Below are 20445 nucleotides of genomic sequence, written 5' to 3' on the forward strand. Positions count from 1 at the left end.
CAAGATCATAGTCTGGGAGGCATGACACAGGAAGCAATCGCCCCGCTGGACGGCGTCCGGGTCCTTGAGCTCGGAAATTACATTGCCGCACCCACCGCCGGCAGGCTGCTGGCGGACTTCGGCGCGGAGGTCATCAAGGTGGAACGCCCCGGGACCGGCGATGAGCTCCGCAACTGGCGACTCCACAAGGGCACCACGTCCATGCTGTACCGGACGTTGAACCGCAACAAGAAGTCAGTCGTCCTGGACATGCGTACCGAGGCAGGAAAGCAGGCCGTGCTGGACCTCGTCGCAAACTCCGACATCCTGCTGGAAAACTTTCGGCCCGGCACCTTGGAAAGGTGGGGTCTGGGGCCTGAGGTCCTCAACGAGGCCAACCCGGACCTCATCGTCACCCGCGTCTCTGCGTTCGGACAGACGGGGCCACTGTCAGGACGGCCCGGTTTTGCCGCCGTCGCCGAAGCATACGGCGGGTTCCGCAACCTGGTGGGCGACCCGGACCGGGCACCAGTTCGGGTGGGCGTCTCCATTGGCGACTCGATCGCGGGCCTCTATGCCGCCTTCGGCTCCGTGATGAGCCTGTACCAGCGTGAAGCACGACGCCGGGACGCGGCTGGTGCGGTTCCGCTCGCCGAACGCATCATCGACGTCGCGTTGAATGAGGCAATGTTCTCCATGATGGAGTCACTGATCCCGGACTACCAGGCCTACGGCGTGGACCGGCAACGCGTCGGTGGCCGCATGGAAGGTATTGCCCCCTCGAATGCCTATGTGTGCGGGGACGGGGCGAGCATCGTAGTGGCGGGAAACGGCGACTCGATCTTCCAGCGGTACATGCACACGATCGGGCGGCCCGACCTTGCCGAGGATCCCGGGCTGCAAACCAATGCCGGGCGCTGGGTCAAGCGTGAAGAGTTGGACCAGGCCATCGGTGAGTGGGCCTCGACCCTGGGCGCTCCGGAGGCCCTTGCCGTCCTTGAGGCCGCCGGAGTCCCGGCCGGACCTATCTATACAGCGGCCGATATCAGTGCGGACGGCCAGTACGCTGCACGCAACATGATCCAGAAATTCGACGTCTCCACAGGCGAGGAAATCCTCTCCGACGTAGGTTTCCCCGGCATTGTTCCCGTGATCGGTGAGCAGTCCTTGCCCATCCGGAACCTGGGGCCGGACCTCGGCGAGCATACCCAGGAGGTACTGGGTGGCCTCCTGAACATGGACGCGGCCCAGATCAAAGCGGCTTCAGGAAGCGACGAGGTAATACAGCCATGAACTCCCTTTCCAGCCCGTTCGGCAACGCAATCCTGCGGGATGTGACGCTGCGCGACGGACTCCAACTCACCGGTAAAATCCTGCCGACGGAACGGAAGGTCGAGACGGTCCGGGAGCTCCTGCGCTTGGGCGTACCAGCGATCGAGCTGGGTTCAATGGCACGGGCCGACCTGGTGCCCACCATGGCCAACACCCTTGAAGTTGTCCAAGCACTGACCGCTGACGAACTGGAAAAGTGCTGGATCTGGGTGGCGACGCCTGGCCATGTAGCAAAGGCATCGGCTGCGGGAGCACGGAATTTCCAGTACTGCCTGTCCGCCTCGGATTCCCACAACAAGGCAAACATTGGCCGGACCACTGACCAGAGCCTGGCTGCCTTGCCGGACGCCGTCGACATCGCCACATCGGTCGGCGGAGCGATTCAACTGTGCATCGCAACGTCTTTCACGTGCCCGTTCGAAGGATATGTTCCGGAAGAGCGCGTCCTGTCGATCGCCAACGACCCCCGAGCGGCGGGCACCACGGACATCGTCATTTGCGACACCTTGGGCCAAGCAGTTCCGGCCCAGGTGGCCCAACTGGTCGCCCGGGTCCGGGACGAATCCCCTGCCCGCCGGATCGTCTACCACGGCCACGACACCTGGGGGCTGGGCGTGGCCAACACGCTGGCAGCGATCCAAGCCGGTGCCGCGATGGTGGACGGCGCACTCGGCGGTTTGGGAGGATGCCCGTTTGCACCAGGCGCCAGCGGCAACACCTCCAGCGAAGACATCCTGTTTGCCACCCGGCCCGGCTGGTTGAACCCGGAGGTCTTCGGCGAACTGGTGCTCCTGTCCGGTAAGTTGCTGGAGGAGCTGGGAGAACCCAACCGCTCCAAGGCAGCACAAGGTGCCCGATCCAAAGCCGCAGCGTTCGAATGGGTAATGCCCGGACTTTAGCCTTTGCGTCCAGCTCCGCCCACTGCCATCAATCCCAGGCGCTTGAGGGTTTCACGGTTCCGAACGCCGATCACTGGATCCCGTAACGCCTTGGGCACGAACTTTCCGGGGCCACGGACGGCGTCCTCGGAAATGGAAACCCGGCATTGGGCGCTTCCGATGGGCTCCAAAGTAATGAGCACCTCCGCCTCGCCCATGGGCCAACCCCTTGCCAGGAGCTTGAGTTCCCTGGCGGGCTCCATGCCGGTGACGCTGGTGTTGTCGTCGATGAGGAACGGCCAGGAGCCTACTGAATGGTGGAGCCGGGCACCTACCTGCGGCCATTGATCGTCCACGGCGCGGATCCGCGATGCGCCTACCACCCAGCCGGAGTAAAGCCACCCGTCGGCCATCACATCCCAAATGCGCTCGGCCGATGAGTCAAGTACCTCGGTCACTGTCGACATCTGTTGCCCTTCCACGCGTTGCCCGGCCTCATCGCTACCACAAGCTAAGCATGCTTACTGTCTGCCTGCCAGCGATTGGGCAATTAAGGCGAGGGCTTGCTGGCCTTTCCATCGAGCCAGAGCGTGTCCGAGTCGTCACGGTGCGTGCCGTCCGAACCCACGTGCTTGCTGTCGATCTTCGGGCCGTTCTTGATGACGTGGACCAATGCCATTCCGTGTCCGCGCCCCAAACCATAATCGGCCTTCAACCATTCAAGGATGGTTCCCGCCTTAACGGACGGGTCGTTGAAGCTCTTGCTTTCCGCAATTTCCACCAATTGCCTCGGCGTCAGCCCTGTCTTGTCCTCGACAGCGTCGAGGTATGCCTGGAAGGACATAAATAGTGCCTTTCGTCGGTCGCCGCGGCCCTCATGGCGAGATCCGTGGGAAAGAAAACTCCAAGTACGCGCGACTCTACTGGATGCCGCCGACAACGAGACAGAAGAGGGTGTCCGCGAGCATGCAACCACCTACACTGGCAGCATGCGCGGAGAGCTGACGATGCGGGCTTCGGCTTCAGTCGTGACCTTCTTCAGCACCGTGGCCCTCCTGGCCGGATGCACCGGACCTGGCACCGGCGCACCTGCCGTTGAAACACCCTCCGCCACCTCGCAGAAAGCCATCACTGTTGAGGTCAACCAGTCCCGGGACCAGTACGGCAAACAGGCCATCCAAATCCAGCTGACCAACACCACGGATGCGTCGCTCACCGTGAGCAGCGCCCGGCTGAAATCACCCCTGTTCGAGCAGGACATCGTGTGGAGGCCGTCGGAGGGCGGACTGGTCCTGCCGCCCAAGCAACCCAAGAGTGTTCCCACGGCCCTGCCCGCGCCGGCCTGCGACACACCAAAAGACACCAGCACGGACCTCACCGCGAAAATCGACTATGCAGAAGCAGGCAAGGACCCCGTTCCGCAAACCTCCGGCGCATCCGACCCCTTCGGCGTCCTCCCCCGGAACGCAGGCGAGCTGTGCCTCGCAGCCCAAGCAGCCGACGTCGCCAGCATGGTCCTGGACCCGAAACTGGAGGTTGCAGCTGACGGCGGCACCGCCGTCGTACGCCTTCTGATAACGCCAGCAGCCGACGGCGGCTCCCATCGGACGCTGACCATCCAGGGCATCGACGGGACACCCCTGCTGGCCGAAGCCGACAACCAGCCGTGGCCCCACAACGTCGATATCAGGCAGGGCGCTGCGCCCATGGAACTCGCATTGGGAATCCGTCCGGCACGCTGCGATCCGCATGCCGTGGCGGAGGACAAGGTAGGGACATTGCTGCCACTCAGGGTCACAGTGGGTGACCGCGAAGGCCTGCTGAAAATCGCGGCGTCAGTTGACCTGCGGGGCCGCATCTACGACTTCGTTACTGCTGCGTGCGGTGACGGATAACGCGGATTCAGTCGTCGAAGTGGGCCACGACATCCGGCTGCCCGGAAATACGGTCCACCATCGACTGCGCAACGGAATGGAGTTTTTGGTTGCGATCGCTCGAAGCCCGCCGCAGTACCTCGAATGCCTCACCCTGGGTGCATCGGTTTTGGGCCATGATCATTCCGCAGGCGAGATCTATGACTGTCCTGGTGTCCATGGCGGCTTTTAGATCGTCCCCGCGCTGATCAGCGGCCGCAATCCTGATGGCCAGCCGCATTGCTTTACTCGACATCTCCACGAAAAGCACAGCATCGGCAATTCTCTCCTCCGTGAAGACCCCCGGGGTAGGAGAGAAGAAATTCAACACCGCGGCCGAATCCGGGCCCAAGGTCATGGGGACGCCCAGAGCACTTTTGATCCCTGCCGCGTCCAGCGCGCTCCGATACTCCGGCCAGCGCGGATCGGAATCAACATCTCCCAGAAGGACCGGCACACCACTGTCCAGGGCGTCGACGCACGGCCCCGAACCCAAGGACTGTTCAATCCGGTCCAACATCAGGGCACGTTCGCTGCTGCCTCCAATCGTGGCAGTTCGTTTACGGCGCCTCAGTGTCACCGCACACTCAATGTGCGTGGCGCACACCCTGGTCATCATGCCTGCGGCGAAGCCGGTCAGTCCGTCCAGGAACGCCTTGACGTCCTCGGTCCCGGCAATGAGGTCGACCAACCGCTCGAATTCTCCCGCCCAGTCTCCTTCACCCATGACCTCAATCTAGAGAACCCCGCCGCTTGCCACAACAGTCCGGCAGGAATGCTTGGCTAGCCGATGATCGGGAGCGCTAATGGCGCGCTTTCCACCCTGACCGTAACGTTCGCTTCCACCCTCTTGACTTCACCGTCCATTTGGTACGGCAACGGCTTGAGGGTGGTGAACTCGTAGCTGCTGACGCTCGGTTGATCCCCCAAACCCTGGGTGGTGGCACGCAGCGCTGTCAGCAGGACGCGCCACTTGGGCATGTGCGGAAAAACGATGACCTCGAATTTACCGTCCTTGGGCAGGTTGTCCGCTTCGCTCAGCGTGGCGTACTTGGCCATCTCCGGAATGTTGGCGAAAACCAGGCTATCGAATTTATGCCGCTTACCATCCTCCAGGCGGATGGCGAAAGGCTCGAATTTGGAGAAAGTCTGTATTACGGTGACCATTTCCTTGAGCGCGCCCTTGCTGCCTTTTTCCAGTTCGGTGGCCACAACCGGGGTCAGGCCAAATCCGATATAGGAGTGCGCATATTCCAGGGGCTCATGGTCTTTTTGGCCCGTGTGGATCCGGAGAAGGTCGATCGAGTGGACCCGACCCTCGGCAATGGCCTCTTCCAAGGGTTTTGAGGCGGTAATCCGGCTATGGTCGTTGGCATTACCTGCAGCCCTCACGGCACAAACGGCCCGCGGGTTGCCGGCCTGCATGACACCGTTCACCACCTCGTTGTATCCGCCGTCGCCACTCACGGAAACCACAAGGACGTCCCCTCCCTTCTCCGCTGCTTCGCGCGCCAAATCAACTGCGTGGCCTGCATGCTCCGTGGGCTGGAGGGTGATCTCGGGCCGGTATGTGAGGAGACTCTTTAACTTGTCGTGCAGCTGCTGCGCCAACTCAGGCGCGTCCCCCGTGCTGTTGGGATTGAAAATAATGACGATCGACTCAAAGGTCCGGGCAGAATCCACGATGTGCTCCTGATTCATTGCGAGGGCCTTACTGGCGGCTGTTTTCCTCGAAGCTCCCATAGTATTCGCAAACGTGATGGGGTTCCGGATGGAGCGTGAACGTGAAAGCATGAAACGTGCCGTAGAAGCCGGGGTACACGACAATCAGCCTGACGCAGTCCGGTGCTGTGTCAGCGGTGGGGGGCTCGAATGCAAGACTCACGGGAAACAGCGAGATCGCTTGTCCTGGATCATGAAATCACCCTTGAGGATTTATGGGCCTGGTACTGGGCCAACGGCGGAAATGCCAAACAGTGGGACTTTGACGCCTACCTGTTCGGAATCGAAGAGCGCGATCCGTTCGACTTGAAGATTCTTGCCTGGGCCATGGAAGACCTCGAGGCCCGACCAGTTCTGTGACCTGGCAACCGGGACCAAACACCCCCGGTAGGGTTACACCATGGGGACGGTTCTTGAGGTTGAAAGCCTGAGTGTGGGCTATGCCGGCGATCCTGTATGTGGCGAGGTATCGGCCTCTGTGGCGGCCGGAGAAGTACTGGGAATCGTAGGCGTCAACGGCGCAGGGAAGTCGACCGTGGCACGGACCATCGCCGGTCGGCAGTCTCCGCTTGCAGGGGACGTCAAGGTCAATGGCCTCCTGATTGATCCGGACGCCGTTCCGTTCCGCCGCCAGGTCGCGGCCGTCTTCGATGACGACCTCTTCTTTCCCTCCCTCACAGTCCGGGAGCACCTGCTCCTGATCGCCCGCGGGCATTCGCTGGAGAACCCCGAGACCAGGGTTGACGAGGAATTGGAGTTCTTCGGCCTCCTGGGAAGGGCCCACGCGATACCCGACGCCTTGTCATCGGGCCAGCGACGGCGACTGCTCCTGGCTGCCGGTTTGATCCGCCCGTCGTCCCTCCTGATCCTGGACGAGCCCGAACAGCGGCTCGATCCCCGGATGCGCGTCGCCGTGGGTGCGCGCATCGCGGAACACGCCGATCAGGGTGGAGCGGTGGTCCTTGTCACCCATGATCCGCAACTGCTGCTCGCCATTGCTTCCACCTGCCTGGTTATTGGTGATGAGGTCCGGGAACTTGATCCTGAGCACGGCGCTTCGGTCATTTCCGGATCCTGAAGCGATGAGTACTGACGTCTCCCGGCAGGGCCGGATACTCTCGGCCGAGATCGTGCGGTTCACCCGCCGGTCCGCCCGACGCTACCGGCGCAGTCGATCCTCGTTAGGTGACCGCTTCGTTGACGCCTACAGCTGGGGCCTGGGCATAGGTGTTTCCCTGACTATTGCGGCATCGTTTGTCCTGGCGCTGCGCAACGAAATTGCCGGCAGGGCCTCGACCTCGGGCAGCATCGTCCGGGAACAGTGGCTCGTCCTACCGGAACCTGTCCTGTGGACATGCCTGACCTTCGTTGTCCTCATCGCTGTGGGCAACCTCGCCGGGAAGCTTGGCCCATTGGCAGTCAACGGACCAGAGAGCTCCTGGTGGCTACCCCTCCCCCTGGACCGCCGCCCCATGGTCCTGCCTCCATTCCTCCGCAAGACTGCCCTTGCCGCCGCCGGATCCGTGATCGCCTACGTACCCTTCAGCATGGTGACAGCCGCGGACCGGAACCCCCTGGAGCACCTTTGCTCTGCGCTGACTTTTGGAGCAGCTGCCGTGATCGCGGTGGTCATGGCCGCCGTCCAGCAGCTCCGTTTGCTGGGTCCTTTGATCGGCCGAATGGTTAGCGCAGTGCTGCTTGCGGCCTGCTCGGCCGCCACGTTGATGTCGGCCTCCCCCTGGCCGGCAGCGTTAGCCGCAGTCGTCGCCGTCGGACTCGCCGCCGTGGTGGGGCCGCGCGCCGGCAGGGTGGCCGGTGAGGAGCTGGTGCGGGGCGGTGCCGTCGCCGGCCACGCCGGCGCATCGTTGTTCATGATGGATTCCAATGAGGTACTCCGTGCCCTAGGCGCCGGGCGGAAGAAGGTCGACGGCGGCCGGGCGGCCAGGTTCTATACCCGCCCGCCGCGTGGCCCGCTCGGGGCATTGATCCGAGCCGATGTTGTGGCCTTCCTCAGGCTGAACCCGCCACTGGTCCCGCCGGTCATGTGGTTTGCAGGCAGCGTTGCGTTGCTCCTGGTGGAAGGCGGGCTGCCCGGGTTCGTCCAACTGGCAGTGTTGGTCATCGCAGGCTGCGCCACGGCTTCGGGCATGGGCACGGTGGCGCGCAAGACGGCCATGCTTCCCGAAATCGACGCGCTGTTGCCTCTCCACCCGGCGCTGGTACGAATCAGTCGGATGCTCATGCCGTGCTTGGCCATGGCCGCCTGGATGGGCCTCCTGAGCGTCGTCCTGGTCTCCCTGGGCGCCTCCACTCCAGCATTGATTGCAGTGGGTGCCATGGCAGGAATCGGCATGGGCGCCGGCAGTATCCGGGCGGCGATCCGCACACAGCCGGACTGGTCCGCACCACCGGTGGAGACCCCCTTTGGTCCCGTCCCCCGCGCCCAGCTGGGATCCCTGCTCCGGGGACTGGACGTCACCATCCTGGCCATGATTCCGCTCATGGTGGCTTTGTACCTTGGATACGTACCGTCACTCGTGGCTGGTGCGCAGCTGGTGTTCAGTGCGGGCATAGTCCTGGTGGTTGCGCTATCCCGCCCTAAGCACTCGTAAACGACGCATTACAAGAGCACGGTCCCTTGGATGCAAGTAGCTGAGGCCCCGCCAACCCAAATTTCGCCGTCTTCAGCCTTGACGTGGACGCGTCCAGCGCGGCCCAACGCCGTGCCCTGAGCCGCTGTGTACTCGTCCGGTGCGCGCCCGCTGCCTATCAACCATTGGGCTGCGCCCGCATTAAAACTGCCCGTCACCGGGTCTTCGGTCATCGCGTCGTGGGCAATGAAAGTCCGGACTTCAAAATCGACGTCGGAACCCGCCTCGTGCGGGCCGATCACGCCCACCTTCAAATCACCCATTGCTGCGAGGTCGGGCTCGATGCCCAACACCTGCCGGGCCGATTCCAGGAGCACGCCGATCCACGCCGGACCGTTGACCAGCCACGACGTATCCAGCAGCGCTTCCTCAGGAAGCCGCAAACCGGCTGCGAGCTGCGCGCGAACCTCGTCCGAAGCCGGCCCGGAGCGCGTCAGCGGCGGCGCAGCAAAAGCCAACCGTCCGGCGTCGTGCTTCACCCGGACCAAGCCTGCCCCGCACTCCTGCACCACTACGCCATCCGTCTTGGGCACTCCCCCGGCCTGGAGCCAGGTATGCGCGGATCCCAGGGTGGGGTGCCCGGCAAAGGGGAACTCCTCGCTGGCTGTGAAGATCCGAACCTTGTAGTCGGCAGCGGGGTCGCTGGGTGGCAGGAGGAACGTGGTCTCGGACAGGTTGGTCCAATTGGCGAAGTGCTGCATGGTCTCGCCGCTGAGCCCTTCCGCATCCACGACGACGGCGAGCGGGTTGCCGAGGTAAGGGCGGTCGGAAAAGACGTCTACCTGATGGAATGGTCGGTTACGGGGGGCGCCGGAAGTCACTGATGCAGGCTATCACCGAGTGGTGGCCGGTCCACGCCTGGTCTGGGAGACTACGGGCATGGCAGAGAACAAGACACAGCCCACGGACGTCTCCGTGGAAGACTTCCTGGCAGCGGTGGAACATCCCCAACGGCGGAAAGACGGCTTGGAACTGCTGGACATGATGCGCCAGGCCACCGGCCAGGAAGCGGTGATGTGGGGGCCAACGATCGTAGGATTTGGCAGCTACCACTACAGATACAGCAGTGGCCGCGAGGGCGAGGCCGCCGCCGTCGGCTTTTCTCCCCGCAAGGCGAACCTGGTGGTGTACGGCATCACCGGCAGCCATGAGGCGGAGGATCTCTTGCCGAAACTTGGGAAATACAAAACAAGCACTGCCTGTGTGTACATCAACAAGCTGGACGACGTGGACCGGAGCGTCCTGGCAGAACTGGTCCATGCCGGCTACCAGCACGTCATGAGCGAACTGCACACCCCCTGACATCCCGCGCCCCTGCCCGCCACCCTCGCTGGGATATAAGGGCACAGAAAAGCCCCCACCACCGGAAACCGGAAGTGGGGGCCTTCTTTGTAGTCAGGGACTACTTGCTGGCTACGACCTCGAGGTCGATGACAGCGGAAACGTCCTCGTGCAGGCGAACGTTGGCCTGGTACGAACCGACAGACTTGATGTGGTTCGGCAGTTCAACGTTGCGCTTGTCGATGGAGCCGAGGCCAGCGGCCTCAACAGCAGCAGCGACATCAGCAGGCTTGACGGTGCCGAAGAGACGACCGGACTCGCCGGCCTTCACCTCGAGCTTGACCTTCTTGGAGGACAGTGCCTGAGCCTGGGCCTGTGCAGCTTCAACGGAAGCGTGCGCACGAGCAGCGCGTGCAGCCTTGATGGACTCAACCTGCTTCTCGCCACCCTTGGACCAGGTCAAAGCGAAGCCGCGGGGCAGCAGGAAGTTACGTGCGTAACCGTCCTTGACCTCGACAACGTCGCCAGCAGCACCGAGACCGGTTACTTCGTGGGTCAGAATGAGCTTTGCCATGTTAGTTAATCCCTTCCCTTAGCCGCGGCCAGCGCCGGAGTAAGGCAGCAGAGCAACTTCGCGGGCGTTCTTGATTGCCTGGGCGATCTTGCGCTGTTCCTGAACGGTAACGCCAGTGACGCGACGAGCGCGGATCTTTCCGCGGTCGGAGATGAACTTGCGCAGCAGTGCTACGTCCTTGTAGTCGATGACAGTGATGTCAGCGGCCTTCAAGGGGTTGGACTTTGGTTTGGGCTTACGGAGTTCAGCCTTAGCCATCGTGGAGCTCCTTTTCTATGGAGCCCGTGGATATTGATCCACGGGATGGTGGTGTTCGACGGCGGTGATCGCCAAGGTGCCTTTCGGCAGTCCCGGTGAGCGACCGGCGTCGGACGTTTATGTGTTGTTTAGAAGGGAGGTTCGGAATCCGGGCCGTTGCCCCAACCGCCGCCTGCATTGCTGACCCCGGGCGTGGCCCAAGGATCATCCTGCTGTGCGGGCTGGTTGTTGCCGCCCCAGTTTCCACCGGAGTTGCCGCCACCCTGGTTTCCACCAGGAGCGCCACCTCCAAAGCCACCGGAATTACCGGCGTTACCGCCACCGAAGCCGCCCTGGCCACCGCCGGAGCGCTGGGTACGGTTGACTTTGGCGTTGGCGTAACGCAGGCTGGGGCCGATTTCGTCGACCTCAAGCTCGATAACGGTGCGCTTCTCGCCTTCTTTGGTTTCGTAGGAACGGCTCTTCAAACGACCGGAAACGATGACGCGCATACCCTTGGTCAGGGATTCGGCCACGTTCTCGGCTGCTTCGCGCCATACCGATGCGCGGAGGAACAGGGTTTCCCCGTCCTTCCACTCATTGGACTGGCGGTCAAAGGTCCGGGGAGTAGAAGCGATGGTGAAGTTCGCTACTGCTGAGCCAGACGGGGTGAACCGCAGCTCGGGGTCATTGGTGAGATTACCGATGACCGTAATAGTGGTTTCGCCTGCCATCTACTGCCTCCTTGTTCGTTCCTGCGGGGTAAAGATCTGAAAGGGGCTGATTACTCAGCAACAACCTTCTGGTCTTCAGGGCGGATGATCTTGGTGCGCATGATCGTCTCGTTGAGAGACAGCTGGCGATCAAGTTCCTTGGCGGTAGCCGGAGCAGCGGTGAAGTTCACCACGGCGTAGATACCTTCGGACTTCTTCTTGATGTCGTACGCCAGACGGCGACGGCCCCAGATGTCTACCTTTTCGATGGTTCCACCATCGGTGGTGATGACATTGAGGAACTTCTGAAGCGACGACTCTACGGTACGTTCTTCGACCTCGGGGTCGATGATTACCATCAATTCGTAAGGACGCATATGTGAACCCACCTCCTTTGGGCTAAGCGGTTACGGTATTTCCGTAACAGGAGGTTCATTTGCGATGCTGTGCCAGCTCCCCACCGAAAATTCCGCGGGAGGGCCTAACACAGACTTCAATATCTTAGTGCATCTCCTGCACCCAAAGCTATTCGAGCGGATCCACGACGGAAACCGGGAAGCTGTCCTATGTGGATAACACTGGTGGCCATGCAGTGAATACTGGATCCATGACCGTCCTGAAGCCGATTGTTCTGTTCGTTTTGGCCGCTGTCGCAGAGATCGGCGGAGCCTGGTTGATCTGGCAGGCCGTTCGTGAAGGACGCGCGTGGTGGTGGGCCGGGCTGGGGATCATCGCGCTGGGAATCTACGGATTCTTCGCAGCCTTCCAGCCGGACGCCCACTTCGGCCGGGTCCTTGCCGCGTACGGCGGCGTCTTCATCATCGGCTCGCTGGCATGGGGCATGCTGGTTGACGGCTTCCGCCCCGACCGCTGGGACGTCATCGGAGCCGCAGTCTGCCTTGTGGGGGTGGGCGTGATCATGTTCGCACCCCGCTCCGGCGCCTAGGCGCATGGAGGCCTGCGGCGCATAGAGGCGCGCGGCGCACAGAGGCGCGCGCCCACGCGCATGCCGCGGCATGGAACGACGAAACCCCCGGTCCGAAGACCGGGGGTTCATTGTGCGCGGAGGGGGACTTGAACCCCCACCCCCTTTCGAGGACTAGCACCTCAAGCTAGCGCGTCTGCCATTCCGCCACCCGCGCAAGGTGATCAGGGGAAAAACAGTGTTTCGTTTTTCTCCTCGACAGCGACAAAGACACTAACACGAGGAACGCCAATACGTGGATTCCTGCTCGTTTGATGGCATCCGGTCGGGCGTGGTTCGCGCGGGGGTCCGCAGCGGCTAACTATGGTGGGCAAATGAGCAACGTCAGAGTCAGACGCAGCAGGTTGCGCTTCCTCGTCATGATCATCGCTGGAGCGGCAGCTGTTATTGCCACGGGTATCGCTGGGAATTGGGTGGACGCCCCTGCAGTCGGATGGGCCACGGCCGCGTTCATCTACGTCGCATGGGTGTGGCTGGTGATCGGCCGCATGGATCCCGATGACACCCGCCGGCACGCCACCAGTGAAGACCCGTCCCGCGGCGTCACCGACCTGCTGATCCTGGTGGCGAACCTTGCCAGCATCGCGGCTGCTGCGGCCGTAATCGTCAATTCACACGCTGAGTCCGACAGCAGCAGACTGGGCTCCGGTGCACTTGCCTTGGCCTGCGTCGCCTTCTCCTGGATGCTCGTCCAGACTCTTTTCACCCTGCGCTATGCCGAGCTCTACTACAGCCCCAAACCGGATGCCGGAGGTGCGGTGGGTGGCATCGGCTTTAACCAGGACAGGCCACCCCAGTACACGGATTTTGCCTACCTCGCCACCAGCTTGGGCATGACCTACCAGGTATCCGACACCAACCTGGGCAACCACCGGATCCGCGTCGAGGCGTTGAAACACAGCTTGTTGTCGTACCTGTTCGGCACTGTCATCCTGGCCGCAACCATCAACCTGGTTATCGGGCTGGCCCAGTAGACGGCCACCCAGGCCTCCGTTAACCACAATGGGGCAGCCGCCGTCGAATGCTGACGGTGGCTGCCCCACTGCGGAAAGACTGTTACGACGCCGGCCCGGAACCGATGTCTGCCCGCTCGGCTTCGGTGGTGGCCGCCTCGAGGCCGGCGGCCCCGCGTTTGCGGTACCGCCACACGCCGATGGCCACGACTACCGCGGCCAGCCCCAGCGAGAGGAACAGCGACTCACGCGTGGAGTCGATGATGACCATGCCGATGACGAGGGCCACGATGGCAGCAATGGCAATCCAGGTGAGATAGGGGAAGAACCACATTTTGAGTTCCAGGTCCTTCGCGGCAGCGCCCATGCGGCGCCGGAGGATCAGCTGCGATACCGAAATGACCAGCCATACGAACAGGGCGATGGCACCGGAGGTGTTCACCAGGAACAGGAACACGGTGTCAGGAGCGATGTAGTTCAGGCCCACGGTGATGAATCCGACCACGGTGGATGCCAGTACCGCTGCGGCCGGAACACCCCGCTTGGAGATCTTCATCCAGGACTTGGGGGCGTCGCCCCGCTGTGAGAGTGAGAACAGCATGCGGCTTGCCGTGTAAAGGCCGGAGTTCAAGCAGGAGAGCACGGACGTGAGGACAACGATGTCCATGATGGTGCCGGCGCCCGGAATTCCGTACAGCTCAATGACTGCAACGTAGGGGCTCTTGGCAACGGAGGCGTCATTCCAGGGCAGGAGGGTGACCACTATGGCGATGGAACCGATGTAGAAGATCAGAATGCGCCAAACGGTGGACTTCACGGCCTTCTTGACGGCGTCCACGGGGTTCTCGGATTCACCAGCTGCGATCGTGGCGATTTCCGCACCGAAGAAGGAGAAGACCACCACGAGGATGCCCGCCAGTACGGCGCCGGGGCCGTTGGGCATGAATCCACCCTGGTCCAGGAGGTTGCTCACGCCCGGTGCGGACACGCCCGGCATCAGCCCAAGGATCGCGGCGATGCCCGCCAGCAGGAAGATGACAATGGCTGCGACCTTGATGGAAGCGAACCAGAATTCGAACTCACCGTAGGACTTCACGGAACCGAGGTTGGTCAGTGTCAGCAGGACCATGAGGACCAATGCCCAGACCCACTGATCGACGCCGGGAACCCAGCGGTGCATGATGGCGGCACCCGCCGTCGCTTCGATACCGAGCACAATGATCCAGAACCACGCATAGAGCCAGCCAATACTGAAGCCCGCCCAGCGGCCAAGGGCCTTGTCAGCGTATGTGGAAAACGAGCCTGTTTCCGGGTTCGCCGCAGCCATTTCACCGAGCATGCGCATGACGAGGATGACCACCAGGCCTGCGGCCAGGTACGCCACGAGGATGCCCGGGCCGGCCTGTTGGATGGCAGCGCCGGAGCCGACGAATAAACCGGCTCCGATGACGCCGGCGATGGCGATCATGGAGAGGTGTCGGGGCTTCAGGGACTTCGATAGTTGTTGGTCAGCGTGCATGGATCGGCGCCGTCCTTCAGGTCTTGGAGGTTGGCCACTGTGGTGTGCCACGGGCCACATGACTCAATCACGTTAACCTGCTACACCGACGACTTTCCTGTGCAACCGAACATTATGTGCTCCCCGAAAACAGAGAGACGCACAAAATGTAAACCTTTAGGCATCCAAAGTTTCCTCAGGGGAACTTCCGCAACACCCTTGAAATGAGTGCTTGAGGCTTTGGCTTAGAGGGTGCTCCCAAAGAACAATTGCGAAACTGTCGCGAGGCTCTTGGGATCTTCCACGCCGCAGAGCTCCCGCGCCGAGTGCATGGACAGCAGCGGAATGCCCACGTCCACAGTCCTGATGCCGAGGCGGGTGGCGGTCAGCGGACCGATGGTGGAACCGCAGGGCAGGTCGTTGTTTGACACGTATTCCTGGTACGGCACGTTGGATTCCTTGCACAGACGCGCCCACAGGGCGGCGCCGGTGGCATCCGTGGCGTAACGCTGGTTGGCGTTGATCTTCAGCAAGGGGCCGCCGTTGAGCACCGGCTTGTTGGCGGGATCGTGCTTTTCCGCGTAGTTCGGGTGGACGGCGTGGCCAGCATCCGCGGAAACGCAGAACGACGCCGCCAGCGCCTGTCGCCGCTGGCTCACCGAAGCGCCAAGACCGTCGGAGATGCGCACCAGGATGTCCTCCAGCAAGGGCCCGCAGGCACCTGAGCGGGAGTTGGACCCGATCTCTTCATGGTCAAAGGCTGCAAGGACGGCAATCGGGCCGTCACTCGGGGCGGCTGCAGCATGCCCTATCAAGGCCACCAGGCCAGCGTGCGTGGAGGAAAGGTTGTCCATCCGCCCTGACGCAAAGAACTCATTCTTGGCCCCGAAAACCGCAGGGGCTTGCGTGTCTGCCACCACGACGTCGTATCCGCCGATGTCCGCGGCATCAACGGAGGCGCCCTCGACGCGTTCGGCCAGCAGTGCCAGGAGATCCTCGCCCGCCGGGTCCCCTTGTCCAAAGACCGGATTCATGTGTTGCTGCTTGGACAGGTGCAGGCCGTTGTCGTTGACCCCGCGGTCCAGGTGAATGGCCAATTGCGGGAAGCGCAGAAGGGGTCCCGTGGCGGTCAGGTGCTGCGTGCCATCGTGCAGTACCAACCGGCCCGCGAGCTGCAGTTCCCGGTCCAGCCAGGAGTTAAGGAGCGGTCCGCCATAAACCTCGACGCCCGCCTGGAGCCATCCGTACTTTCCCGTAGTGGGCTTTGGCTTGAGCTTGAAGGAAGGCGAGTCGGTGTGTGCACCCAGGATGTTGAATCCGGTGGTGGGGCCGGCGTTTTCGGGGGTTACCCACGCGATGAGTGCGCCATCCCGGATCACGTAGAACCTGCCAGCGCCGCCATCCCACGGTTGCAGTTCGTCCAGGGGAGTAAAGCCGGCATCGTCCAGCCGCCGCGCGGCCTCGTGCACGGCGTGGAAGCTCGAGGGAGACGCCGAAACGTAAGCGCCAAGGTCCTTGATGTGGTCAACTGCGGCTGAGGCATTCGAAGGCATGCCCCCGAGTCTAGCCCCGCTCGGGACGGCGGCCGGGCGGCTGTACAGGGGAAGTGACCCCGTCCTTGAGCCGCAAATCCCAGCCGTGTGCAATATAAGCAAATATATATGCTTGTAATGAACGTCACCTTGTGCCACTATGGCTCTCAGAAGGCACACCCACGGAAGGCTCCTCCCATGAAGATCCAATTGAAACCGGTGCGAAAGCTCCGCATCCACTGGCCCATCCGGGTCGAAACCATGACCCAACTGGCCGGAGGCAACCTCGCCGCCTTGGAAGCGGACAGCGGCATCTCATCCCTTCTGCAGGAGCTTACGGAGTGCCCCGAGCTGGGCGGGTTCGGAAACTACCACCACGTCTTCGAGTCCTCCGTGGGTTACGAGGGTTTCACCGTTGCTGAAGGGGCAAACCCCACGCTGGGAAGCGTGGGGCAACGGACCATCTCGCCGACCTTCGTCTTCACCTCCTACTTTGATGACTGCCTGGATGAAGACGCCGTTCACCGCCTGGTCCAGCGGATTGTGGACATCCACCCTTGGGAGGTCCCGGTGATCGAAGTGTCCGGTCCCCTGAACGTCTCCAGCAGCGTGCTGACCCCCGTAGGCGAAAGCCGGGTGGCGTCATGACCACAGGACTCTGGCAGGAACTCGCGCCGCTGCTCCGCGACCGAACGTTCACGGACCTCACCCACGCGTTCCATCCCGGCCAGCCCCGGTTTGCTGCTTTCCCGGATGAATCCCGCGAGGCGCTCTTCGATATGGAGAAGGGCGACGGCTTCACGGCCCACCGCTACTCAATAGTGGGCCAATGGGGTACCCACGTGGATCCGCCATCGCATTTTGTGCGTGGTGGCCGGACCCTGGACCAGATACCCGTGGACCAGATGGTGCTTCCGCTGGTTGTCTTGGACATCAGCCACCGCGTGCGCAGGGACCCTGATGCCACGCCCACACTGGGCGACATCAAGGATTGGGAATCACGATGCGGCACCATTCCCGCTGGTTCGTTCGTCGCCCTCCGCACAGGATGGAGCCAACGGTGGCCCGACCCTGAGGCCATGGCCAACAAGGACGAATCCGGAACGAGCCATACTCCCGGGTGGTCGCAAGAGGTCCTCCAGTGCCTGATCGAAGAGCGGGGAGTGGCTGCGGTTGGACACGAACAGACCGACACGGACCCTGGCATGGCCACGTCCCGGCAGGACTTCAGCCTGGAAACCTACGTCCTTGCACAGGACAAATGGCAGATCGAACTCCTGGCGCATCTTGACGGCCTGCCGGAATCCGGTGGCGTCCTGGTGGCAAGCTGGGCCAAACCCCTGGACGGGAGCGGCTTCCCGGCAAGGGTCTTCGCCATTCACTAGGGCTGCGAGTCGCTAGACTCGTTCCATGTCAAAGACCTCCAGCATGGGCCGCGGGATGATGGCCATCCTTGCGGTGGGGGCGCGCCACGCGCAAGGGCACGACGGCGGTACGGTTGCCGACGTCGCTGCCCACCTGGAGAAGGACCGCAGCCAGGTTTCCCGAAGCCTCAAGGGGGCTTTGCAGGAGGGCTTCCTTGCCCGCACCGACAACAGGGAGTACCGCTTGGACTGGTCAGTCCTGGCAGACGCCCAGCTGGTCACCGAGCAACGACTGAAGACCGACGGACTCTCCGCGCTGGAAGGATTGGCCGCCGAAACCAACGAAGCTTGCTTCCTGGGCGTGCTGAGCGGAAACAGTACGGTCACCATTGGCGAGCAGGTACCTGCCAGCGCCAACCTGGTGGGTTCCTGGCTGGGCCGGCCCTATCCGGCCTACTGCAGTGACGCCGGCCAGGCGCTCCTCTGGGATGCGCCGGATGATGAAGTCCGGTCGCTTTTCAAGACCGTGGAATTCGTCAAGCACGGACCCAACACGCCCTCTTCCGTGGACGACTTCCTGGACCGGCTCAACCAAGCCCGGGCACGCGGGTACTCGATCGTTGATGAAGAAGCCGAACCCGGACTCTATTCACTGGCCGCGCCAGTCCGCGATTTCAAAAATGAGATCGTTGCCGCGCTCCAGATCGTTGGCCCCAGGACGCGGGTTGAGCCGCAACGTGAAAGCCACGCCATGGCACTCCGCTCATGGTGCGAGTGGCTGGAAGCAATGGTGGGTGGCCCGGCCGCGTCTCCACACCGGCCCTAAGTCAGTACCGTGCCGTGGGCACCAAGTCCTTGGGATGTTTCATGGAGCACTCCGGCGATTTCCGGCGCCGCCTTCTCGATACTGGAACGGTTGCCCAGGACGCTAAGGGCGGCGACGATGTTCCCGCCGTCGGCCCGGACCGGTACGGCCAATTCCCACACGTCATGCTCGAATTCCTCGGCGGCGACAACAAATCCGCGGGACTTGTCACGGTCCATGAGGTCACGGACTTCCGGCGCGGAATGTGCCGCCGCGGGACCGCCCACACCGATGAAATTCACGTCGCGGAGAAGGGATTCCAGCTCATTGGGCGAGTGATCCCACAGCAAGGCCCTGCCCGCTCCGGTGCACCAGACGGGCGTCACCATACCCGGCTTTGCGTAGCCGCCCGGGAATGAGTTGTTCGTGGATGCACGCAAGAGGAGGACCCTGACGCCGTCGCGGACGGAGAGCCGCGATCGCAGGCCAAAGGCGGACACCAGCTCCTCCAGCTTTGCCCGTGACTTCTGCACCCAGCCACTGTTGAGCGAAGCTGCCAGGCCCAGGAAGCCCGAACCTGTGCGGAAGGGGCCCCTGTCCACCCGTTCCAACAAGCCCAGATCACACAACTCCTGGGCCAAGCGGGAGACCCTGCTTTGTTCCATGTCCAATTCGGCGGCCAGTTGGGAGACTCCCAGGAGCTGACGGCCCTGCTTTTCGCGGTCCGTGATCAGGCGCACGAGGCGAAGGCCTTGGGCCAAAGAGGACGCTTCGGGTGACGTATCCACAAATCCACTCCTTCCACCACGCGCTCACGCCATTCTCACATGGGCGTGTCTGCCACAAGGATTCGGGAGTCCTTCGCCCACACCGTGTACAGGTCCGCGAGTATCCCGCGATTTGCCGACTCCAGTTCCCCTGCGGAAATTTCCACGCCATCCTGGCTGCCGAACAGCACCACCTCGTCACCTGGCCGCGCCTCCGGCACTGCGGAGACGTCGATCACCATGGAATTCATGGAGATCGCATCAACAACCGGCACCCGCTGGCCCCGCACCACAACGGATCCGCCCACGCCAAGTGCACGCCGGTATCCGTCGCCGTACCCCGCCGTGACGGTGGCCAGCTTTGAATCCGATTGCAGGGTATGAGTGTGGCCGTAGCCCACCCTGCTTCCCGCCGGATAATGGTTCACGGATCCGATCCGCGCCTTGAAGGCCAGGCAGCGCCGGAACCCCGGGTGGCTTGGGTCCGAATCGCCATATAGAACGGCCCCTGTCCGCACCATGTCCAGCCAGGTTGCCGGCGCATTCAGCGTGGCAAACGAATTTGCTGTATGGAGCAGAACCTGGCTGCGGGGCACCTTTGCCAATCGCAAAACGGCCATGGACTCGGCCTTGAAGCGCGACAGCCCTTGCTCAATGTGTTCAACATCGTCCAAGGGGAAATGCGTCATGATCCCAGCGAGCTCCAACTGCGGATGGCCAACTACTGCCACGGCACTGGCCCGGCCCAGCGGCGACGATACGTCCAGGCTGTGCCTGCTCATGCCGGAGGAGTTGATGTCCAGGTGGATCCTGATCTTCCGTCCGGTCTCGGCGGCAATCCGGCTCATTTCCCAAGCACTCTGAGGATCCGCCACAAGTTCTTCCACATCATGGGCCATGGCCGCGGCTATTTCCTGGGGCGCAGCAGCGCGGACCCGCAACAACCTCCCTGTGTAGCCATTGGCGCGAGCCGCCTCTGCTTCGGAATTCGAGCCCACACCGATGTACGGCACGTCAAGGCGCACCAGGAAAGGAATCAGGAGGCCGGCCCCGTGGCCGTACGCATCGGACTTGAGCACGGCGCAGAGCATGGCCCGGTCCTGCAGGATTCCCAGCACTGTCCGGACATTGGACTCGAAGGCGTTGCCGTTGATTTCGAGCCAGCTGGCAAGGTTTTCGATCCTTGGCTGGTGGTTCACGACCTGCATCTTCAATTCCCCCGAATCAGCACCTTGGGGGGGGGGGGGGGGAACGGAAACAA

The 20445-nt window shown here is 62.6% G+C and carries 25 protein-coding genes and 1 tRNA gene; 12 read left to right on the top strand and 14 right to left on the bottom strand.

From position 1 onward, the window contains the following. Window positions 1-21 precede the first annotated feature (21 nt). Complete coding sequence (locus ABHM97_RS02005) at window positions 22-1272, top strand: CaiB/BaiF CoA transferase family protein (protein WP_349469395.1); 1251 nt, start codon at window positions 22-24, stop codon at window positions 1270-1272. Further along, window positions 1269-2210 (top strand): hydroxymethylglutaryl-CoA lyase-like TIM-barrel protein, encoded by a 942-nt coding sequence (locus ABHM97_RS02010; RefSeq protein WP_349469396.1) that lies wholly within the window; start codon window positions 1269-1271, stop codon window positions 2208-2210. Before ABHM97_RS02005 ends, ABHM97_RS02010 begins: the two co-directional genes overlap by 4 nt. Here the strand turns inward: ABHM97_RS02010 and ABHM97_RS02015 are convergent. Both ABHM97_RS02015 and ABHM97_RS02020 read right to left on the bottom strand, forming a co-directional pair. Further along, window positions 2207-2656: an SRPBCC family protein gene (locus tag ABHM97_RS02015; RefSeq protein ID WP_349469397.1), complete on the bottom strand. Its 450-nt coding sequence runs from the start codon at window positions 2654-2656 to the stop codon at window positions 2207-2209. The genes ABHM97_RS02010 and ABHM97_RS02015 overlap by 4 nt on opposite strands. Before the next feature lie 83 nt (window positions 2657-2739). Further along, window positions 2740-3033: a DUF4287 domain-containing protein gene (locus ABHM97_RS02020; RefSeq protein ID WP_349469398.1), complete on the bottom strand. Its 294-nt coding sequence runs from the start codon at window positions 3031-3033 to the stop codon at window positions 2740-2742. Window positions 3034-3178: 145 nt separating this feature from the next. Here ABHM97_RS02020 and ABHM97_RS02025 point away from each other — a divergent pair, with 145 nt between their 5' ends. After that, entirely contained in the window at window positions 3179-4084 is a 906-nt protein-coding gene (locus ABHM97_RS02025; protein ID WP_349469399.1) for a hypothetical protein, read from the top strand. A gap of 7 nt (window positions 4085-4091) precedes the next feature. On the opposite strand, the gene ABHM97_RS02030 is transcribed toward ABHM97_RS02025, so the two are convergent. Both ABHM97_RS02030 and ABHM97_RS02035 read right to left on the bottom strand, forming a co-directional pair. After that, window positions 4092-4829 carry a GAF and ANTAR domain-containing protein gene (locus tag ABHM97_RS02030; protein WP_235518193.1) on the bottom strand — a complete coding sequence of 246 codons (738 nt, stop codon included), beginning with the start codon at window positions 4827-4829 and terminating at the stop codon, window positions 4092-4094. A 56-nt stretch (window positions 4830-4885) separates the two neighbouring features. Then, a complete protein-coding gene (locus ABHM97_RS02035; protein WP_349469400.1) occupies window positions 4886-5803 on the bottom strand; it encodes a diacylglycerol/lipid kinase family protein in 918 nt (305 codons plus the stop codon). Window positions 5804-5974: 171 nt separating this feature from the next. On the opposite strand from ABHM97_RS02035, the gene ABHM97_RS02040 reads away from it, so the two are divergent. The 3 genes from ABHM97_RS02040 to ABHM97_RS02050 are packed head-to-tail and all read left to right on the top strand — an operon-like array spanning window position 5975 to window position 8436. Continuing rightward, window positions 5975-6184 carry a hypothetical protein gene (locus tag ABHM97_RS02040; RefSeq protein ID WP_349469401.1) on the top strand — a complete coding sequence of 70 codons (210 nt, stop codon included), beginning with the start codon at window positions 5975-5977 and terminating at the stop codon, window positions 6182-6184. A gap of 40 nt (window positions 6185-6224) precedes the next feature. Further along, window positions 6225-6902 carry an ABC transporter ATP-binding protein gene (locus ABHM97_RS02045; protein WP_349469402.1) on the top strand — a complete coding sequence of 226 codons (678 nt, stop codon included), beginning with the start codon at window positions 6225-6227 and terminating at the stop codon, window positions 6900-6902. Window positions 6903-6906: 4 nt separating this feature from the next. Further along, window positions 6907-8436 (top strand): DUF6297 family protein, encoded by a 1530-nt coding sequence (locus ABHM97_RS02050; RefSeq protein ID WP_349469403.1) that lies wholly within the window; start codon window positions 6907-6909, stop codon window positions 8434-8436. Window positions 8437-8444: 8 nt separating this feature from the next. Here ABHM97_RS02050 and ABHM97_RS02055 read toward each other — a convergent pair whose 3' ends face one another. Then, window positions 8445-9296 carry a PhzF family phenazine biosynthesis protein gene (locus ABHM97_RS02055; protein WP_349469404.1) on the bottom strand — a complete coding sequence of 284 codons (852 nt, stop codon included), beginning with the start codon at window positions 9294-9296 and terminating at the stop codon, window positions 8445-8447. A gap of 58 nt (window positions 9297-9354) precedes the next feature. Between ABHM97_RS02055 and ABHM97_RS02060 the strand changes: the two genes are divergently transcribed. Continuing rightward, window positions 9355-9777 carry a DUF1801 domain-containing protein gene (locus tag ABHM97_RS02060; protein WP_349469405.1) on the top strand — a complete coding sequence of 141 codons (423 nt, stop codon included), beginning with the start codon at window positions 9355-9357 and terminating at the stop codon, window positions 9775-9777. A gap of 100 nt (window positions 9778-9877) precedes the next feature. Here ABHM97_RS02060 and rplI read toward each other — a convergent pair whose 3' ends face one another. The 4 genes from rplI to rpsF all read right to left on the bottom strand — a co-directional run bounded on the left by rplI (window position 9878) and on the right by rpsF (window position 11657). Next, the gene (gene rplI / locus ABHM97_RS02065) at window positions 9878-10330 is read right to left on the bottom strand and encodes a 50S ribosomal protein L9 (protein WP_211710215.1); all 453 of its coding nucleotides are present in this window, start codon (window positions 10328-10330) and stop codon (window positions 9878-9880) included. Between the two features lie 18 nt (window positions 10331-10348). Further along, complete coding sequence (gene rpsR / locus ABHM97_RS02070) at window positions 10349-10588, bottom strand: 30S ribosomal protein S18 (RefSeq protein WP_003800144.1); 240 nt, start codon at window positions 10586-10588, stop codon at window positions 10349-10351. Window positions 10589-10716: 128 nt separating this feature from the next. Next, on the bottom strand, window positions 10717-11301 hold the full coding sequence (locus tag ABHM97_RS02075; protein WP_211710216.1) for a single-stranded DNA-binding protein: 585 nt from the start codon (window positions 11299-11301) through the stop codon (window positions 10717-10719). Window positions 11302-11351: 50 nt separating this feature from the next. After that, entirely contained in the window at window positions 11352-11657 is a 306-nt protein-coding gene (gene rpsF / locus ABHM97_RS02080; protein ID WP_011776755.1) for a 30S ribosomal protein S6, read from the bottom strand. Between the two features lie 230 nt (window positions 11658-11887). On the opposite strand from rpsF, the gene ABHM97_RS02085 reads away from it, so the two are divergent. Beyond that, window positions 11888-12226, top strand: coding sequence for a YnfA family protein (locus tag ABHM97_RS02085; RefSeq protein ID WP_235518182.1), 339 nt, complete (start codon window positions 11888-11890; stop codon window positions 12224-12226). Between the two features lie 113 nt (window positions 12227-12339). On the opposite strand, the gene ABHM97_RS02090 is transcribed toward ABHM97_RS02085, so the two are convergent. Then, window positions 12340-12422, bottom strand: a tRNA-Leu gene (locus ABHM97_RS02090). Window positions 12423-12579: 157 nt separating this feature from the next. Between ABHM97_RS02090 and ABHM97_RS02095 the strand changes: the two genes are divergently transcribed. Next, complete coding sequence (locus tag ABHM97_RS02095) at window positions 12580-13239, top strand: DUF1345 domain-containing protein (protein WP_257369927.1); 660 nt, start codon at window positions 12580-12582, stop codon at window positions 13237-13239. Window positions 13240-13321: 82 nt separating this feature from the next. On the opposite strand, the gene ABHM97_RS02100 is transcribed toward ABHM97_RS02095, so the two are convergent. Beyond that, window positions 13322-14737: an amino acid permease gene (locus tag ABHM97_RS02100; RefSeq protein WP_349469406.1), complete on the bottom strand. Its 1416-nt coding sequence runs from the start codon at window positions 14735-14737 to the stop codon at window positions 13322-13324. A 224-nt stretch (window positions 14738-14961) separates the two neighbouring features. Further along, the gene (locus ABHM97_RS02105; protein WP_349469407.1) at window positions 14962-16269 is read right to left on the bottom strand and encodes a M18 family aminopeptidase; all 1308 of its coding nucleotides are present in this window, start codon (window positions 16267-16269) and stop codon (window positions 14962-14964) included. Between the two features lie 177 nt (window positions 16270-16446). Between ABHM97_RS02105 and ABHM97_RS02110 the strand changes: the two genes are divergently transcribed. The 3 genes from ABHM97_RS02110 to ABHM97_RS02120 are packed head-to-tail and all read left to right on the top strand — an operon-like array spanning window position 16447 to window position 18438. Beyond that, window positions 16447-16896 carry a hypothetical protein gene (locus tag ABHM97_RS02110; protein WP_235518170.1) on the top strand — a complete coding sequence of 150 codons (450 nt, stop codon included), beginning with the start codon at window positions 16447-16449 and terminating at the stop codon, window positions 16894-16896. Further along, on the top strand, window positions 16893-17633 hold the full coding sequence (locus ABHM97_RS02115) for a cyclase family protein (RefSeq protein ID WP_235518168.1): 741 nt from the start codon (window positions 16893-16895) through the stop codon (window positions 17631-17633). Before ABHM97_RS02110 ends, ABHM97_RS02115 begins: the two co-directional genes overlap by 4 nt. 25 nt (window positions 17634-17658) lie before the next feature. Next, complete coding sequence (locus tag ABHM97_RS02120) at window positions 17659-18438, top strand: IclR family transcriptional regulator (RefSeq protein ID WP_349469408.1); 780 nt, start codon at window positions 17659-17661, stop codon at window positions 18436-18438. On the opposite strand, the gene ABHM97_RS02125 is transcribed toward ABHM97_RS02120, so the two are convergent. Together ABHM97_RS02125 and alr are read right to left on the bottom strand one after the other, a co-directional pair. Further along, complete coding sequence (locus ABHM97_RS02125; RefSeq protein WP_284987333.1) at window positions 18435-19205, bottom strand: IclR family transcriptional regulator; 771 nt, start codon at window positions 19203-19205, stop codon at window positions 18435-18437. The genes ABHM97_RS02120 and ABHM97_RS02125 overlap by 4 nt on opposite strands. Before the next feature lie 35 nt (window positions 19206-19240). Then, window positions 19241-20383 (bottom strand): alanine racemase, encoded by a 1143-nt coding sequence (gene alr, locus ABHM97_RS02130; RefSeq protein WP_349469409.1) that lies wholly within the window; start codon window positions 20381-20383, stop codon window positions 19241-19243. Window positions 20384-20445: the final 62 nt, after the last annotated feature.

This window comes from Paenarthrobacter sp. CAP02 (genome assembly GCF_040137855.1).
Lineage (GTDB): Bacteria > Actinomycetota > Actinomycetes > Actinomycetales > Micrococcaceae > Arthrobacter.